14 protein-coding genes are annotated in these 17,554 nt (G+C 33.7%); 5 read left to right on the top strand and 9 right to left on the bottom strand.

Features of this window, described 5'->3' with window-relative positions:
• Window positions 1–21: 21 nt before the first annotated feature.
• The 4 genes from ACFS3A_RS11045 (at window position 22) to ACFS3A_RS11030 (ending at window position 4,543) form a co-directional block, all read left to right on the top strand.
• Window positions 22–1,524 carry an OmpP1/FadL family transporter gene (locus ACFS3A_RS11045; RefSeq protein WP_379825499.1) on the top strand — a complete coding sequence of 501 codons (1,503 nt, stop codon included), beginning with the start codon at window positions 22–24 and terminating at the stop codon, window positions 1,522–1,524.
• 175 nt (window positions 1,525–1,699) lie between these two features.
• Window positions 1,700–3,013 (top strand): 30S ribosomal protein S12 methylthiotransferase RimO, encoded by a 1,314-nt coding sequence (gene rimO, locus ACFS3A_RS11040; protein WP_379825498.1) that lies wholly within the window; start codon window positions 1,700–1,702, stop codon window positions 3,011–3,013.
• 43 nt (window positions 3,014–3,056) lie between these two features.
• On the top strand, window positions 3,057–3,614 hold the full coding sequence (locus ACFS3A_RS11035) for a hypothetical protein (RefSeq protein WP_379825497.1): 558 nt from the start codon (window positions 3,057–3,059) through the stop codon (window positions 3,612–3,614).
• Window positions 3,615–3,640: 26 nt separating this feature from the next.
• Entirely contained in the window at window positions 3,641–4,543 is a 903-nt protein-coding gene (locus ACFS3A_RS11030) for an N-acetylmuramoyl-L-alanine amidase (protein ID WP_379825496.1), read from the top strand.
• Window positions 4,544–4,919: 376 nt separating this feature from the next.
• Here the strand turns inward: ACFS3A_RS11030 and ACFS3A_RS11025 are convergent, their stop codons facing one another.
• A complete protein-coding gene (locus ACFS3A_RS11025; protein WP_289662368.1) occupies window positions 4,920–6,008 on the bottom strand; it encodes an outer membrane beta-barrel protein in 1,089 nt (362 codons plus the stop codon).
• A gap of 253 nt (window positions 6,009–6,261) precedes the next feature.
• Here ACFS3A_RS11025 and ACFS3A_RS11020 point away from each other — a divergent pair, with 253 nt between their 5' ends.
• The gene (locus tag ACFS3A_RS11020) at window positions 6,262–6,543 is read left to right on the top strand and encodes a hypothetical protein (RefSeq protein WP_379825494.1); all 282 of its coding nucleotides are present in this window, start codon (window positions 6,262–6,264) and stop codon (window positions 6,541–6,543) included.
• A gap of 75 nt (window positions 6,544–6,618) precedes the next feature.
• Here the strand turns inward: ACFS3A_RS11020 and ACFS3A_RS11015 are convergent, their stop codons facing one another.
• The 8 genes from ACFS3A_RS11015 to ACFS3A_RS10980 all read right to left on the bottom strand — a co-directional run bounded on the left by ACFS3A_RS11015 (window position 6,619) and on the right by ACFS3A_RS10980 (window position 17,290).
• The gene (locus tag ACFS3A_RS11015; protein WP_379825493.1) at window positions 6,619–7,578 is read right to left on the bottom strand and encodes a glycoside hydrolase family 5 protein; all 960 of its coding nucleotides are present in this window, start codon (window positions 7,576–7,578) and stop codon (window positions 6,619–6,621) included.
• Between the two features lie 11 nt (window positions 7,579–7,589).
• Window positions 7,590–8,822, bottom strand: coding sequence for a glycoside hydrolase family 27 protein (locus ACFS3A_RS11010; RefSeq protein ID WP_379825492.1), 1,233 nt, complete (start codon window positions 8,820–8,822; stop codon window positions 7,590–7,592).
• 88 nt (window positions 8,823–8,910) lie between these two features.
• Entirely contained in the window at window positions 8,911–9,963 is a 1,053-nt protein-coding gene (locus ACFS3A_RS11005; RefSeq protein ID WP_379825490.1) for an IPT/TIG domain-containing protein, read from the bottom strand.
• On the bottom strand, window positions 9,956–10,174 hold the full coding sequence (locus tag ACFS3A_RS11000; protein ID WP_379825489.1) for a hypothetical protein: 219 nt from the start codon (window positions 10,172–10,174) through the stop codon (window positions 9,956–9,958). The genes ACFS3A_RS11005 and ACFS3A_RS11000 overlap by 8 nt, the downstream gene beginning before the upstream one ends.
• 85 nt (window positions 10,175–10,259) lie before the next feature.
• A complete protein-coding gene (locus ACFS3A_RS10995) occupies window positions 10,260–11,333 on the bottom strand; it encodes an IPT/TIG domain-containing protein (RefSeq protein ID WP_379825488.1) in 1,074 nt (357 codons plus the stop codon).
• Between the two features lie 20 nt (window positions 11,334–11,353).
• A complete protein-coding gene (locus tag ACFS3A_RS10990) occupies window positions 11,354–12,916 on the bottom strand; it encodes a RagB/SusD family nutrient uptake outer membrane protein (RefSeq protein ID WP_379825487.1) in 1,563 nt (520 codons plus the stop codon).
• 11 nt (window positions 12,917–12,927) lie between these two features.
• Complete coding sequence (locus ACFS3A_RS10985) at window positions 12,928–16,095, bottom strand: SusC/RagA family TonB-linked outer membrane protein (protein ID WP_379825485.1); 3,168 nt, start codon at window positions 16,093–16,095, stop codon at window positions 12,928–12,930.
• Window positions 16,096–16,411: 316 nt separating this feature from the next.
• Complete coding sequence (locus ACFS3A_RS10980; RefSeq protein WP_379825483.1) at window positions 16,412–17,290, bottom strand: AraC family transcriptional regulator; 879 nt, start codon at window positions 17,288–17,290, stop codon at window positions 16,412–16,414.
• Between the last annotated feature and the right edge of the window lie 264 nt (window positions 17,291–17,554).

Genomic DNA, 17,554 nt, shown 5'->3' with positions numbered 1-17,554 from the left:
TTCAAACTAAAACTTATCCAAATGAAAAAAATACTTTTCCTACTCATAACAGGACTAACTGCCAGCGCGTCATATTCTCAGGATGTTTCAGATGCTTTACGCTATGCTCAAGACAATTTAACCGGAACAGCAAGATTTAGAGCCATGAGCGGTGCGTTTGGTGCAGTTGGAGGAGACTTATCTTCCTTAAGCGTCAACCCTGCAGGGTCTGCGATATTTAACACCAATCAGGTTGGAGTATCTTTCAGTAATCAGAATATTAAAAATAATTCTAATTACTTTGGCACTCAAACTTCAGATAAAGAAAATTCTTTTATTTTAAACCAAGCAGGAGGTGTCTTTGTTTTTAAAGACAGAAATCCTAACAATGGATGGAATAAAATTGCCATTGGAGCAACTTACGAAAATACAAACAATTTTAACAACAATGTTTTTTCGGCTGGAACAAATCCAACTAATTCTGTTGATGGTTATTTTTTAGCTTTTGCAGATGGAATTCCATTTCAAAACATCAATAATCAAGACTATAGAGACTTAGGCTACAGAGAACAACAGGCCTTCATGGGATTTAATGGATACGTTATTGACCCTGTAGCCAATACTTCAGGAAACAGCCAATATATCAGTAACGTTCCTGAAGGAGGAAATTACTACCAAGAAAATGAAGTTTATTCTAGAGGATACAATAGCAAAGTAGGTTTTAATATCGCAACATCTTACAAAGACAGACTATATTTCGGAGCCAATTTAAATGTTCACGTAACAGACTACAGAAGATCTTCGAGCTTTTACGAAGATAACGACAACGCATTACAACCATACGAGACGATTTCAAACTTACGTTTCAACAATGAACTATATACTTACGGAAACGGCTTTTCTTTCCAACTAGGAGCTATAGGCAAAGTAACTGAAGCTTTTAGACTTGGAGTTGCTTACGAATCTAATACTTGGTACGAACTTTATGATGAAACTTCACAAAGTTTAAACACAACAAGACAAGCTGACGGCGGACAGCCTTTAAATGCAATTGTAAATCCAAATATCGTAAATGTATACGAATCCTATACTTTACAAACACCTGACAAATGGACATTTAGCGCCGCTTATGTTTTTGGAAAATCTGGTTTACTAAGTATTGATTATGCTGTTAAAAATTATGGAAACACCAAATTCAAACCAGTAAATGATACTAGTTTTAGAGGATTAAACAGCGACATAAGCAACAGCTTAACAAGCACAGGCGAACTTCGTATTGGAGGTGAATACAAAATAAAACAATTTAGCTTACGCGGTGGATATCGTTTTGAAGGAAGTCCATACAAAAACGGAACTACAGTTGGAGATTTAAATAGTTATTCGGGAGGTTTAGGCTATAATTTCGGATCCACAAAAGTAGATTTAGCTTATTCCTATTTAGAAAGAAAATCGAACCAAGGATTTTTTGCAACAGGTTTTACAGATGGAGCTAACATCTCTTCAAAATTAAACAATGTGACACTTACTTTATTATTTGAATTGTAATTAAGAATTAAATAGATGAATAAAAATTTCCGTCAAATCAATTTGGCGGATTTTTTTTATCCAGAAACCAACAGCTTCTCCCCCTTAAAAACCTTCATAAAAAACATCTAAATAAAACCGAAACAAGCGGTGTTTGAATAAAAAAGTGTAATTTTGCACTCCAATTTATAAAAGTATGAGAACCAAGTCTTTAAAAAAGAACAAAATTAACGTAATCACTCTTGGGTGTTCAAAAAATGTTTATGACAGCGAAGTCCTTATGGGACAGCTGCGTGCGAACGGAAAAGAAGTTGAACATGAAGCTCCGGCAGAAAAGGAAGGAAACATTATTGTAATCAATACTTGTGGATTTATTGACAATGCAAAAGCAGAATCAGTAAACATGATCCTGGAATATGCAGACAAAAAAGACAGAGGAATAGTTGATAAGGTTTTTGTAACAGGATGTTTATCTGAGCGCTACAGACCGGATCTAGAAAAAGAAATTCCAAACGTTGATCAATATTTTGGAACTACAGAATTACCTCAGTTATTAAAAGCTCTTGGAGCAGATTATAAACACGAATTACTTGGAGAGCGTTTAACTACAACTCCAAAAAATTACGCTTACTTAAAAATTGCAGAAGGATGTGACCGTCCGTGTAGTTTTTGTGCTATTCCATTAATGCGTGGTTCTCACGTTTCTCAGCCAATTGAAAAATTAGTTAAAGAAGCTCAAGGTTTAGCTAAAAATGGCGTTAAAGAATTAATCTTAATTGCTCAGGACTTAACTTATTACGGTCTTGATCTTTATAAAAAAAGAAACCTTGCAGAGCTTCTGGAAGCTTTAGCTGCTGTTGAAGGTATCGAATGGATTCGTCTTCATTACGCTTATCCAACGGGATTCCCAATGGATGTTTTAGAATTAATGAAACGCGAGCCTAAAATCTGTAATTATATAGATATTCCGTTACAACATATTTCTGATTCCATTTTAAAATCAATGCGTCGCGGAACAACTCAGGCCAAAACGACTCAATTATTAAAAGATTTCCGCGCAGCAGTTCCGGGAATGGCAATAAGAACTACTTTGATTGTTGGTTATCCTGGTGAAACTCAGGAGGATTTTGAGATTTTAAAAGATTTTGTTCAGGAAATGAAATTTGACAGAATGGGATGTTTTGCTTATTCTCATGAAGAAAATACTCATGCTTACCTATTAGAAGACAATGTTCCGGATGAAGTAAAACAAGCCAGAGCAAATGAAATTATGGAGTTGCAGTCTCAAATTTCATGGGACTTAAACCAGGAAAAAGTAGGTAAGGTTTTCAGATGCATCATAGATAGAAAAGAAGGAGCCCATTTTGTTGGTCGTACCGAATTTGACAGCCCTGATGTAGACAATGAGGTTTTAATAGATGCTTCTAAACATTACGTAAAAACAGGAGAATTTGTTAATATCAAAATAATTGAAGCTACAGAATTTGATTTATACGGAGAACCTGCTTAAATTTACGCTGAACTATTGTTAACATTAGAAAAAAAATACTTTTATGAAACCAATTCAAACTTTATTTATTTTAGTTTTAAGCTTATTCTTTTTCAACAGTGCTTCAGCACAATACGGAAACGGATACAATAATGGCTACGGGAATGGTTATGGCAACGGTTACGGAAGAGGTGGCGGAATGGGAATGGACAGAAGTATGATGGCAGGACAAGGACAAGGCTCACAAAGCAAGCCTAAAGAAATTCCTGTTGAAGAAACTGCCGGCAAAATTGTCGAGCAAATGAAACCAGATGTCAGTCTTGATGATCTTCAGGCAATTGCAATAACAAATGTCTTAGCAGACAGTCTAAGAGAGCAAGGTATTTTATTAAAAAATGAAAGCAGTAATCAGGAACAAAAAATCGAACAGATTAAAGCTTTAAGAGAAAGTACTGACAAAAAAATTAACGCCTTTTTAAATCCTGACCAAATTGAAAAATACAAGACTTTCATGGAAAAATTAAAAGAAGGTAAAACAGGAAAATCAAAAAAGAAAAAAAATAAAGATTCAAAAGACTCTAAAGAAGTAAAAGAAAATACAGATACGAAAATTGAAGAATAATCGTTTAAACTTTTAAACAACGCATTATGCAAAAAAAACATTTTTGTTATCTGATTTTAGCTGTCGCTATAAGTGCTTGTTCTACTAATCCATACAAGAATACTGAAAAAGCATACGATCAGCAACTTAAGACTTTAGAAAACCAGATTACCAGTAAAGAAGCACAGCCAATTCCAGCTACAAATGTTATTATTGACACCACGTATGCTCAGCAGTTGAAAATTGTAAAAGACACCTTATCCAAAACAAGTTCCACTTATCTGCAAAACGGAATTAATACAGAATGGATTGGAACAGTAAATTTTAATTTAAGAAAGCCGAGTTTCGTTATTATTCACCATACCGCTCAAGATTCATTGCAGCAGACAATTAATACTTTTACAAAAACCAAAACTCAGGTTAGCGCTCATTACGTAATTTCCGAGAATGGAAAAGTAGTTCAGATGCTTAATGATTACCTAAGAGCCTGGCATGCCGGGAATTCAACCTGGGGAAAAGTAACAGATTTAAACTCCTGCTCTATTGGCATTGAACTTGACAATAATGGTTTTAAACCATTTACAGAAGCACAAATCAGCAGTTTGGTTGCTTTGCTAACAAAACTGAAAAAAGATTACAACATTCCAACTCAAAACTTTTTAGGACACGCTGATATTGCTCCGGGAAGAAAACAAGACCCAAGCGCTTTGTTTCCATGGAAAACACTTGCAGAAAAAGGCTTTGGAATCTGGCAGGATGAAGTTGTAGAACCCGCTCCGTTTGATTTTAAAATTGAACCTGCACTAAGAATAATTGGTTATAACACCAAGAATCTTACTGCGGCAATTCAGGCATTCAAATTACATTACATTCAGACCGATGCAACCTCAACACTAGACAGAAAAACAATTGATACTATTTATTCTATTTACAAGAAACAAGTTCAATAAACAAACACAATTCATTTCAAAATATACAACGCATTTCAATTTAGAGATGCGTTTTTTTTATCTATTCGTTGTACAACATGACAGAATAAAGAGTCTAAATTATATTATATCAAAGACATACTACAGTATCTATACAGCTATATTGTAATAGCTAAGTTTGGCTTGACCACCATTATTCGACCTTCTCAACAGAACAATTCATAATCAACAACTCACAACATATAACTCACAACATATAACTCATAACATATAACATATAACTCATAACTCATAACCTATAACTCATAACTCTAAATTCATAGAAATAAAAAAGCTGCCAAAACATTAGTATGTTTCGACAGCTCCAAAAAAAAAAAAAAAATATCAATCTTTATCTCTAGAAAGAGTATGTTGTTGCAATTAAAGCGTAGAAGCTTCCTCCTGTTGGCAATGCATCTTTATCTAAGAATATATCTTCAGACGCTGCATCGTATCTTAACTCAGGAATAATTGTAAGTTTTCCAACTTTGTAATTTAAAGAAACTGTGTTTGCAAATACACTAGATCCTGTTAATGTCCCCATACTTGGCGCAGCATCTTTAGCGTCAAAATATTCCATTCTGTAAGCCAACAATAATGATGGACTAAAAGAATAGTTAGCATATCCTACTAATGAAAACCATTCTCCGTCTAATGCGCTGTCAAAATCATTTGTTGTTTTAGCATAAGTCGCATTTAATCCAAGAGAGAAACTATCACTAATAGTTTTAGACGCAGTCAAATCAAACTGAGTTTTATTCTCATCTGACACTGGAATGATGCTTCCTGGTATTGCATTTGTACTTCCTGTTGTAAAGTTCAAATAAGCACTTCCTGTATCACCAATATACCCTACTTGTCCAATGAACGTTTTTTGGTAAGATCCTGCATCCATAGCCGATTTAAAATCGGTTGGATTTGTTAATCCTAACATAGCTGTAAATTTCCCAGAAGTATACTGAGCTTTTACACCTGTATTAAAGAATGGCCCGTATGAGAAAGCATACGACATACTATAGTTTTTGTTATCTACAGCATCTAAAACTTCATATCCTATATGAGTTCCGAAACTACCCGCAACGAACTTAAATTCATCCGTTACATTATAGGTAAAATACAACTGTTTAATTAAAAATTTTGCACTAGCATCTTTGTCGGGTGTCTCATTATACGAAAATTCTGCTGCTCTTTTTCCGAAACCTAAGTCCACGAAAACAGAAGCTTTTCCAAAAGTATGACCTGCTTCTATCGACGCCATTCCTAATTCGAATGAATTCTGTGAGTTGGTGAAGCTCGTTAATCCATTCATTTGTTTTGAAAAATCATATTTATAGTACGCATCTGCAGAACCTCCCCATGTGGTTGCCGGAGCGGCTGCTTCCTCTTCTTGGGCAAAGGCAAAAGAACTTGTTAACATCGCGGCTAAAATGTGAAATGCTTTTTTCATGTTTTAAATTGGTTTTTAGTTATTAAATTGATTCTGGTTAGTTAATCGTTTATATATCTATGTAATAGTATAAGTCATTTCTAAAACCTCCTGTTCGCCTTCAAATCATCATCATTTTCATTAGCGAATTTATTAACTTTTGTATGAGTAGAATAATTCAAAACTGCTTTTTTGATGTTTTAGGTGAAGAATTACGGATTACAAAAATTAGAAACACCAATAATCATTATTTGATATTTATAGCTGTTTGTTTTTGAAAATTCAACAACGATTTTTCAATCTTTTTTCACAATTAAACAGGGTTAAAACAAAATATCAAAGAACAAAACAACAAAAAGCAAACAAAAAATATCAAAAAACAAAACACACCCCTAAATTTTTAGGGGGTATAATAAAAACAAAACAAAACAAGCATTACAAACAAATCAAAAAACACATTACAAACCAACCAACCCTTAAAGAGAATTATTCTTACAAAAATAGATATATTAAACAAAAAGTAAAAGACAAGCTCACACATCGTATTTCGAATTAAAAAAGAACTTAAAAAAACAAAAAAGCCTGCTCATATTTTGAACAGGCTCTTTATTACTAAACCATTATAATCTACTTATTCTTCTTTATTGTATTTTCTTAAATATTCACGGACTTTAATTCCAGATTCCTGTAAATCGTCATCTTTCCACTTTCCTTGAGAATTAGCTGACTTCTTTAACATCGAACAGGTTTCATCCTTATCAGACACTGACCATGTGATCCAACTAATCTTTTTAGACTCCATCCAATCAATATATTCCTGCCAGGCTTTATAATTTAAAGGTCCATCTCCGGAAGCTTCCATCCCCGCCGATTCTGAAACAAAGACCGGAAGACCGCTTTTGATAGCAGCATCTGTTCTGTCTCTTAATTCCTTTCCATGCGTTGCTGCATAAAAATGCATTGTATACATTAAATTGACATAACCTGTTATAGGATCTTCGGCTGGAAGATCAATATCCTGATCCCAATGTGGACAGCCAACCAGAATAATATTTTTAGAATCGTTTTCACGTATAACCCTAATTATTTCTTCTGCATAATTTTTCACTTCCCACCAGGTTTCATAATCCGGTTCATTAAATACTTCATATATAATATTAGGATATCCGGCATACTTTTTTGACATTTCCGCAAAAAACTCTTTAGCTTCCTTCAAATTAATATTATGACTATGCCAATCTATAATCACATACATATCCGATTTTATAGCCCCATTTACAACCGCCTCTACTTTTTCTTTAGCAAACTGCGGATTATTTATATAGGAGAGATCTCCAAGTTCTACTCCCATTGCAGCGCGAACTATATTACAATTAAAATCCTTTTTTAGCCAGTTTACTGCTTTTTCATTATAAAATCTTGGCCATAAACTATGCCAGCCAAAACTCAAACCTCGCAAAACAATTGGATTATTATTCTTATCTACAAGTTGTGTTCCCTGGACACTCAGCTGACCATGCTTTTTTACAAATTGTGCATTTGAAACATTTGCACTCATAACAACAGAAAATACAATATACCAAAGTTTCATACTATACTTTTTTAAGGAATTAATTTTAACGTAATCACATCATGCGAATCAATTGTTGCATTAAATACTTTTCTAGTATTTCCTGCTTCTTTATTTTTCCAAAGATCTTTTATTTTGAATGTTATTTTTGAGAAATTGGCTTCATATCCAAAATCTACATCTTTGAAATTATTTTTATTCCAATCAAAAGTTATTTTTTTTGAAGTTTCTGTTCTATTTACAAAACTAACCGCCCAAGCTCCATCTGAAAGCGGTTTTACCCAAACTTCTACTCCATCTAAAATAGTGTATTTAAATCCCTGAACCCCTAATTTGTCCTGATTAACAGCCAAAAGTTCTTTATTAGTCAGAATAGCTAAAGTTTCTTTAGCCATTTTTCGATAATCATTTCCGGTAAATAAAGGAGAAGAAAGCATACACCACATTGCAAAATGCGTTTTATCTTCAGTATCATTCATTTCATTTCCAACTTCCATCATATCAAAATCATTCCAATGATCAGGACCAGAATATTTACGAATGTCTTTTCGCATGTCAGCAATTTTCATGAATCCCCAGGAAGACCAATTTTCCGGATGTTTAAATTCACAGTCAAAGCAAGGATAAATATCTCCCGAAATTCTCCAAAGATTTCCAATTGGCTTTCCCCATTCCCAAGGCTGATTATCTCCCCATTCACAAAGACTAAAAACAATTGGCCTACCGGCCGTCTTCAATGCATTACTCATAGTTGTATAAGCTTCTTTAGCAGTAATTCCTTCTGTATTACACCAATCATATTTTAAGAAATCAATCCCTAGCTTCGCATAAAATCTGGCATCCTGATATTCATACCCTCTTGTTCCCGGATAACCGGCACAGGTTTTTGTTCCTGCACAATTATACAATCCGAATTTCAAACCTTTATTGTGCACATAATCAATTAAAGCTTTCATTCCGTTTGGAAACTTTTCAGGATCCGGTACTAAATCACCATTTGCATCACGTTCATGAGTCATCCAGCCATCATCTAATACTATATAATTATATCCTGCAGCAGCCAAACCAGATGAAACCATTATATCAGCCGTTTCTTTTACCAACTTTTCATCAATATTTGTTGCAAAAGTATTCCATGAGTTCCAGCCCATTGGCGGAGCCATAGCCAACCCTTCAAATTTTCCGCCTTGTTGCTTGTGAGTATTGCCCTGACTGAAACCTATAAACGTAATGCTTAAAGCAAATAGTAAAATGATTTTTTTCATTTCTTTTAAATTTAAAATATCTTAAAAAAATGTTCCCTAATTTTTCAATAAGGGAACATTTTTAAACTAACTCAAAATAAACTAACTATTATAAAAATCCTATATCATCTATGTAAAGAACACTAGCCGGAGTAATTGTACCATTAGAAAATTCCTGAATAAATACGCTGTCAAAATTTCCTCCAGTTAAAAGGTTTGGATGCAAAGCAGAAATAGGAATTGAGATATTATTCCATTGTCCCGGAACCAAAGTCACTGTTGTACCTTTACTAGAATCTGCTGTATCACTATTTATCGTAACCATAATTTTAGTACTTTCTGTTGGAAATATAGACATCTTAACAAATTGATAATCCGCAGCATTTAAAAGCAAATCTGAATGCATAAAAAGACCACTCCAAGCTCCCGCCATTTTTTTTATTGAATATGCTCCTCTGCTAACTTTTTCAGCACTTTCCCAGGTAATATCACCTCCCCAGCCATAACCCCATCCTTTCAATGAGTCTTCATATAGTAAATATTTCAAACCAATCCCGCTTGGAGCAGAAACTCCAAAATCAGTCTCTACTACAATAAGAGCGTAAGAACCAAAATCAGCCGGAACTGTTGCTTTTATCTCTGTTTTTGATACAACTGTAATTGCAGCAGCAGTAGATCCAAATTTCACACTTTTAACTTTTACAAAATTTTGTCCTGTAATTGTAATAATATCTCCCGGAGAAGCTAAAACTTGTGACAGACTAGTAATCACCGGAGCCGGAGGTGTTAATTCAATTACATTACTTAAAACATTTATAAAACCATTCGTTCCATAATAATCTAAACCTGGTGCCGCTTTATCAGATCCGTTTACTTTTAAAACACCATTTGTTACATTGATGTTCAATAAATACAAATCAGGATTTACTGCATTTGCCATGGTCGTATAATCTCCTGTTTCTAAATAATCCGCCTGAACACCTTCAAGTTTAGCTACTCTTTTTTTAACGCCTTTAACAACATGACTTAAAACAAGTTGCTTTAAATCTGCTACAGGAACCAAGTTAATATCCGGATACCCTATATCATTTACATAACCATTAGCTACCAAATAAGCATCAAAAGCAGCATCATTAGGCACAAAATAGGTATAATTAATCATCAGGAGTATCTAATGTCGATTCCAGTCCCGTTAATTTTATTGCTTTTGCAAATACTGTCAAATTAGTATTTGCGTGAAGCATACCGTAGACTGTATTGTAATTTTGCTGTGCTCCACCAATATCTTCAATTTCATTATCACAAGAAGAAACTGCAGCAACCAAAAAGACGCATGCTGCAATATGTTTTACTTTATTATATATATTTTTCATAAATTCTCTTTTAGTTTTTAATTATGGATTCAAATGAACGAACTCAGTTGACTATCGAAATTATTTTTTTTAGAATCCGCCTCAATTATTTCAATACAAATCCTATGTTATCCAAATAGATAACATTTCCTCCAAATCCTCCAAATTCCTGAAATCCAATATTAGATATTTCTGCCGGACTACCGACTGCAGTATATGGTATTTCAAAATAAGTCCATGAACTCTTGACATCAATTATTTCAGTATTAGCTTCAACATTAACATCATTAGCAAAAAACTTCACTTTTCCAGCTTTTTCAGCTTTAATCCAAAATCGTATTGCCTTAAATTTATCTGTATCGTGATAAGACCAGTTATTAATACCAATTACAAAACCATCCCATTCTCCCGACTTCCATTGGATACACTTTAGTCCTTGTTTAACATCCTTTTCATACGCCCTATTAAGATCGTTGTTATCATCCCACAAATCATCCCAGCCCCAAATATTTGTAGAGGCATCATCATAAATTCCCGAACCTATTGTTTCAGGAGCTACTGTTGTTCCGGAGACATTTGTTATTGATAAATTTTTCAAATAACTTCCTTCGGGAACTTTAACCACAATTTCTGTTAATGTCGAAGAAATTGGTTCTACTTTTGTGGTTCCAAAACTCACAACAGGACGCAGAAAATATTCACCTGTAATGGTAATAACATCTCCCGGGTTTGCATTGACAGGAAATCCTGTAATATTAGGACTTGGAGGTCTTATAGCTATTTTATAACTTAAAGTCCCTTTAGCAGTAACTATCTTCATCTCATCCATTTCATTATAATAAGGTGTTTTTTGATCCACCAATACCACAATAGCATTATCTGTTACGAATGTTGGATTAAAATAAGACTCTAATCCGTTAAATGAAATTGATTTTAAGGTAGCAAAACCTGATCCTCTAATAATATAATAATTTCCTGCATTAATAATATCTGTAGGTACATCAACCTTTCTGTCTCCTTCAACCAAAGGATCATCAACAACAGATTTGCTAACCCCTGTTACTTCAAGCTTTCCAGAGGAACCGTTCGAATCGTCATTGGAACAAGAAGCCAACAGCAAAATTGAAATCGAAGCTAAAAAACACAACTTCAATAACATTTTATTTTTTATATTTTTCATAGTGATTTACTTTTAAAAAATTATTTGAAATTGTAAGGAACCGGTGCCTCTTTCAACTTTGGATTTTTTCTAACTTCAATATCCGGTTTTGGATAAGTAAAATCAGCTGGCGTAGGAGTATAATGCATTACTCCCTGAGAATCAAAACCTCTATCTTGTTGAGAAATGATATTAATTGCCTCTTGTCGTGGCAATCTTCCTAAATCAAACCAAAATTCTCCTTCAAAAGCAAATTCAACTCTGCGTTCATGAAACAAAGCCGCTTTCGTTAAAGGCACATTCGTTCCTAAAGCGCTAAGACCTGCTCTAAGCCTTACTTTATTAAATGATTCTTTTGCTGCAGCATTAGTAGTTTCATCAGCTCCCGCCATAATTGCCTCAGCATGAATCAATAGAAGATCAGCATAACGCATAATATAATTGCAATTATTCATACCTCCCCATGAATCAGCTGGCCCTGTTTCGCTGGTAGCCTGACCTACTACATATTTTTTAACTGCTGCACCAGTATTAGCTAATACATCGCCGTATTTGTCTTTATCCATTACAAAACCAACTACTCCATTAGCTTTCATATTCGGATAAGAATCTCCATACACCATAAAAGACTCCTTTCTTCTTAAATCTCCAATTTCAAAGGCATCCTGAACATCATTACTTGGCACATAAGTAGCACCATAAGAAGCATTATCATTTAAGATATCCAAACCATACTGAATATTGGAAAAATTTCCTCCTCCATAAGTATTGATAGCACCAGACCATTGCCAGGAATAAATAGATTCTTCGTTGTTATTTTTGCTTGTCAAAAACAAATCGGCAAAATTTGGAAGCAATCCAAACTCTCCAGAATTAATCACTTTTTCAGCCATTAATTTAGAATCCGAATATTTTTTCTCATATAAATATACTTTAGCTAAGAACGCTTCAGCTGAACCCTGAGTAACAAAAATATTCTCTCCTCCAGGAGTTCTTGATCTCATTTTTACTTTAAGATTTGCTGCTGCAAATTTCAAGTCGTTTTCGATAAAAGTATAAATGTCTTCAATCCTATTAGTATTAACCAGAGGATCCTTCGCTAAAGCTAAATTATCTTCTATAATTGGCACAGTTCCATACAAACGAACCAAATAAAAATAAGCTATAGCCCTAAAAAAGTGTGCCTCCGCAATCGTATTTTTAATTACATCCCTGCTCACATTTGCAGTGGCATTTTTTTCGATAGTATTAATTAAAGTATTAGATTGTGCTATAATTGCAAAACAAGCCCTCCAGGGGTCCAACAAAATTGAACTATCAGAAGTCAACTTGAACTGAATAAGTTCTGGTCCATCAGCATAAGCCAAACAGTTTCCAGATGACAACTCAGACAAAGCGTAAAAGTTTTTTGTATAATAAGGAGCCCACATTGCACCATACATACCATAAGTAGTTCTTGCTACCTGCTCATCAGTATTATAAAATTCAGTACTGCTGTAACTATCTTCGGATGGGCGATCCAAGAAATCTTCGCTGCAAGAAGTAGTAGCCAAACCTAGTGTTACAAATAAAACTAAGGTCTTTATATTGATATATTTTTTCATAAGAGTAGTAATTAAAATTCTAAATTCACTCCAAAAGTAAAACTACGATTGGTTGGATAACGACCTGAATCAATTCCTGATAATAACGGATCCTGATTATAAGATCCTACCTCTGGATCATAACCTGTGTACTTCGTAAACGTGTAAAGATTTTGAATACCAAAATAGAATCTTAATTTACTAATATTCGCTTTTGAAATCACATCAGAAGGAAGGTTATAACCTAAAGTTACCTGCTGAATTCTTAAAAACGAACCGTCTTCTACATAACGATCAGAGATTGCAATATTTGGATGCCCATCCCCACCATCCGGTCTTGGATATTTTGCATCTGTATTTTCAGGTGTCCAAAAATCTGCAGCTTCCGCCAATTGATTTTCATACAAACGCTGGTTTTTAGTACCGGCACGTCTGGTTAAATTCATTACTTTGTTTCCGTAAGACCCTTGTAAAAAGACTCCCAAATCAATATTTTTATAGGTAAAAGTATTATTGAAACCATAAGTAAATTTCGGTTGTGGATTACCAATATAGGTTAAATCTTTTTCATCAATCAAACCATCTTTGTTCTGATCTACATATTCAACATCTCCTAATTGACTTTTTACCGCTTTATTCCCTGTAAAGGGAATCGGTGCATTGGCTAATTGCTCATTAGTTCTAATAATACCAACTGACTGATATCCGTAAAATTGACCTACAGGCAAACCTACCACTGTTTTAGTAACCGCTTTGGTAGTGTAGTCATTAAGCATTACATCTTTAGTTAAATCAAAGTTATCCTGTAAACTCAACAATTTATTTTTATTCGTAGTAAAAATTACTTTTGAAGTCCATGAAAAATCTTTTCCAAACTTATTATTGTAATCTAAAGTCATTTCAAAACCTTGATTTCTTAAGCTTCCTAAATTTACACTAGGCGCTCCTAAACCTCCCTGATAGGCATCTGTACCTGTAACATAATAAGGCAATGGTAAGACAAATAAAAATCCTGCTGACTGTTTTCTGTACACCTCAAATGTTGCCTGAAGTTTAGACTTAAAAAGTGTAAAATCTAAACCTATATTGGTTTGCTCAGAAGTTTCCCAAGTTAAATCAGGATTCGCAATATTATTTACAGTAAAGAAATTTCCCATTGCTGATTTTATTGCACGAACCGTACTCATATAACCACCACCGCCAATATTTTGGTTTCCAGTCTCACCGTAACCGGCTCTAATTTTGATGTTATCAATATATTCTCTGGTTCCTTCCATAAAACTTTCGTTTGAAAGTTTCCACGAACCTGAAATTGAAGGAAAATAGCCCCATTTCTTACCTGGTCCAAAATTAGAACTTCCGTCTGCCCTCATTGTTGCAAGCAGCGTATATCTATTATCATAATCATAATTAAAAGTTCCAAAGAAAGAGTAAAAAGCAGAACTTCCTTTATATTCTGAAGCCACAAGTGTATCAGGATCACCTAAACTGATAGAATGAACATCATTACTTACCAAGCCAGAAACTGTTTGTGAATTCCCAAACCAATGACTATCATTAGCTTCCTGAGCCGCTAAGAAATTAAAATGATGCTTCCCTGCATCAACCTTATAGGTTAAAACATTTTTGACATTAAGACCATACCAATTGTTTGCTCTCTCTGTTAACTGATTTGTTTCTCTAACTGCAGCCCCCCATTTATAAGTAGGCTGAAAACCTTCAAAAGTATCTACATTGGTAGATCCTCCAAATTCAAATTTATAATCAAGTCCTTTTGCCAATCTAAAACTAGCATAAAAATTCCCAATAAAGCTTTTCTTAATCAACTTATTAGTATTCATCAACGCTGAAGCCACCGGATTAATCCAAACACCAATTGATCCATCAGCAGGCGGGCCTGCATAATTACCGTTAGTATCTTTTACTGCAACATCAGGAGTAGATAAAATAGAAGTACTAATAATTCCATTACTTGCACCATTAATTGTAATGTCTTCATTAGTAATTCCAGTTCCAAGAGAAACTCCAACTGTCAGCCAATCTTTTAGCTTGCTATCAACATTCGTTTTAAAGCTATATCTTTTAAAACCAGAACCAATAACAATACCTTCCTGATTTGTATATCCTCCTGAAATGTAATAGTTCGTACCATCTTTTGCACCAGAAAACGAAACCTGATGATTATTCATAATCGCAGTTTTATAAATCTCATCCTGCCAATTTGTTCCTTTGCCCAGAATAGACGGAACAGCAAATTCATCTCTTGGAGTTACACCATAAACAGCTGCCAAAGCATTTTGCTGTGCGGCGTACTGACTCAAAGTCATAGTATCTAATAAACGGGTTACATTTTGAACAGAGAAATAAGAATCATAGGTAATTTTTCCCGTTCCTTTTTTACCTCTTTTTGTAGTAATAATAATAACTCCATTCGACGCTCTGGAACCATAGATAGCAGTTGCAGAAGCATCTTTTAAAATATCCATTGTTTCGATATCATTTGGATTTAAAAAAGACAGAGGACTTGAAGTTACATTTCCTGTATTTGTTCCTAAATATCCGGTAACAATTGAACCACCGGTAGCTGTATTAGCAGCATCTCCTGAAATCGGAATACCATCTATAATATACAATGGTTCATTAGTTCCGGATATAGAAGTCGTTCCACGTATTTTAACCGATACACTCCCTCCCGGTTGTCCGGAATTGTTCGTAACTGTCACCCCTGCAGCACGACCTTGCAATAATTGATCTACAGATACTTGTGGAGAATCTGCCATATCTTTGGCAGTCACTGTAGAAATAGCTCCTGTCAAATCTTTTTTCTTTACACTTCGATACCCTACGTTTACCAGAACTTCACGCAAATCTTCAGCACTCAACTTTAAGACTACATTGATTGTTCCTCCGTTTTTTACATTAATTGCTTGTGTAACATAGCCGATAAATGAAACAGAAATTGTAGAATTTGCCGGTACATCTATCGAATACTTTCCATCAAAATCTGTTGAAGCTGTCTTTTTTGTACCCGTAACCACTATGTTAGCACCTGGAATAGATAATCCCTTGTCATCCGATACTGTTCCGGAAACCTTCACCTGAGCCGTAATAAAATTACTTGTCAGTAACAAAAATAATATCAAAGGAGCGGCTCTGTGGTTAGCCTTCCAATGAATGAAGCTAGTCATTAGTTTTTTCATAATAAGTGTTTGGTTAGTTTAAATTTGTTGATTGCCAATTTAAGAGATAAAAAGCCAGGGTATATTTTTTCTCTTAAATTATTTAACAAATCTATAACAGAGAGAATTATCAAATCGATAATATTATATCATTTAATGATAATATTTTTACTTTAAACGTTTAAAAAAACATATATCAAAATAAAACACATTAAAAATTACATTATTATCAATAACACTCCTTAAAAAGAACCTAAACATACATAAAAAACAACAAAAACTTAAAAAGAAAACGTTTTCGTTAAAAATAATATTTATTAGTGATAAAAAAGTATCACTACAAAATACGCTTTAACCCAGAAAAATCTTCTCTATATTGACTAGGCGTACAATTTTTTGTCGCTTTAAAACTGCGATTAAAGTTCGCAATATTATTAAAGCCTGATTTAAAAGCAACCTCAGAAACACTCATATCTTTTTCTACCAGCCAGCGTGCAGCATAACCAATTCGAATATCATTTATATAATTCACAAAGGTCTTACCGGTACGTTTTTTAATAAATCGATTAAAAGAAATAATAGACATGCTGGCAACATTAGCCACATCTTCCAAAGTAATTTTTTCAGCAAAATGTTTCTGCACATATTCATAAACCAGTTTCATTTTATCATAATCGTCAAAAGTATCATAGTCGACTGTATAAGTAGAAAGCAGACGCTGATTTCTGGAATTGGCCAGATCATATAATAGAGAAGTGATTTCTAAAAAATAATCCATACCATCCAGTTTAGAAAGCCTTACAAGTCTAGGAGTTAATTCTTCGGCCGTTTTTTTAGAAAAAAGAATTCCATGAATAGACCGATTAAACATATCACGAATCGGGTTCATAATTCGCCTGGACAATAAAGATTCATGAAATAAATCATTATGAAACTGAATAGTTATTTCATGAATTTTTTTACTCGTACATTTATTCAATTCCCAGCCGTGATATAAATTTGGACCAATCAAAACCAACTCGACACTATCAATTTCTTCAATATTATCTCCCACAACTCTTTTCACTCCTTTTCCATTCAGAATAAAGTTAATTTCAAACTCGGGATGATAATGAACAGGAAAATCAAATCTGTCTTTTACACGGTCAAAAACTAAAAAACTATCACCTGCAGCCAAAGGCGCAATTTCTCTATAAAAATTTTTTGTAGTACTCATCTTAAAAACTATTTTCAGGAAAGCATTATTTTGTTTTTTTTGACTGCAATAATATGATATATAATTGATAAAATAATATTAATTATACGATATTCATCCAATTATCTTTGAAAAATTAATTATCATTTCTTTAAAAAGAGCTTTAATAATAAACATTAATCATTTTTAATTAAATATCTTTTTATAGTTTTAATAATTTAAAAGGTAAATCGTTAAAGAATTTCCGAACAAAACAATCAATCGGATTTTATTTCATAAACCATT

The sequence above is a fragment of the Flavobacterium notoginsengisoli genome (genome assembly GCF_042686225.1).
Lineage (GTDB): Bacteria > Bacteroidota > Bacteroidia > Flavobacteriales > Flavobacteriaceae > Flavobacterium > Flavobacterium notoginsengisoli.
The sequence above is the reverse complement of the archived record's forward strand: the minus strand, read 5'-3'. Positions and strand labels throughout refer to the sequence as shown.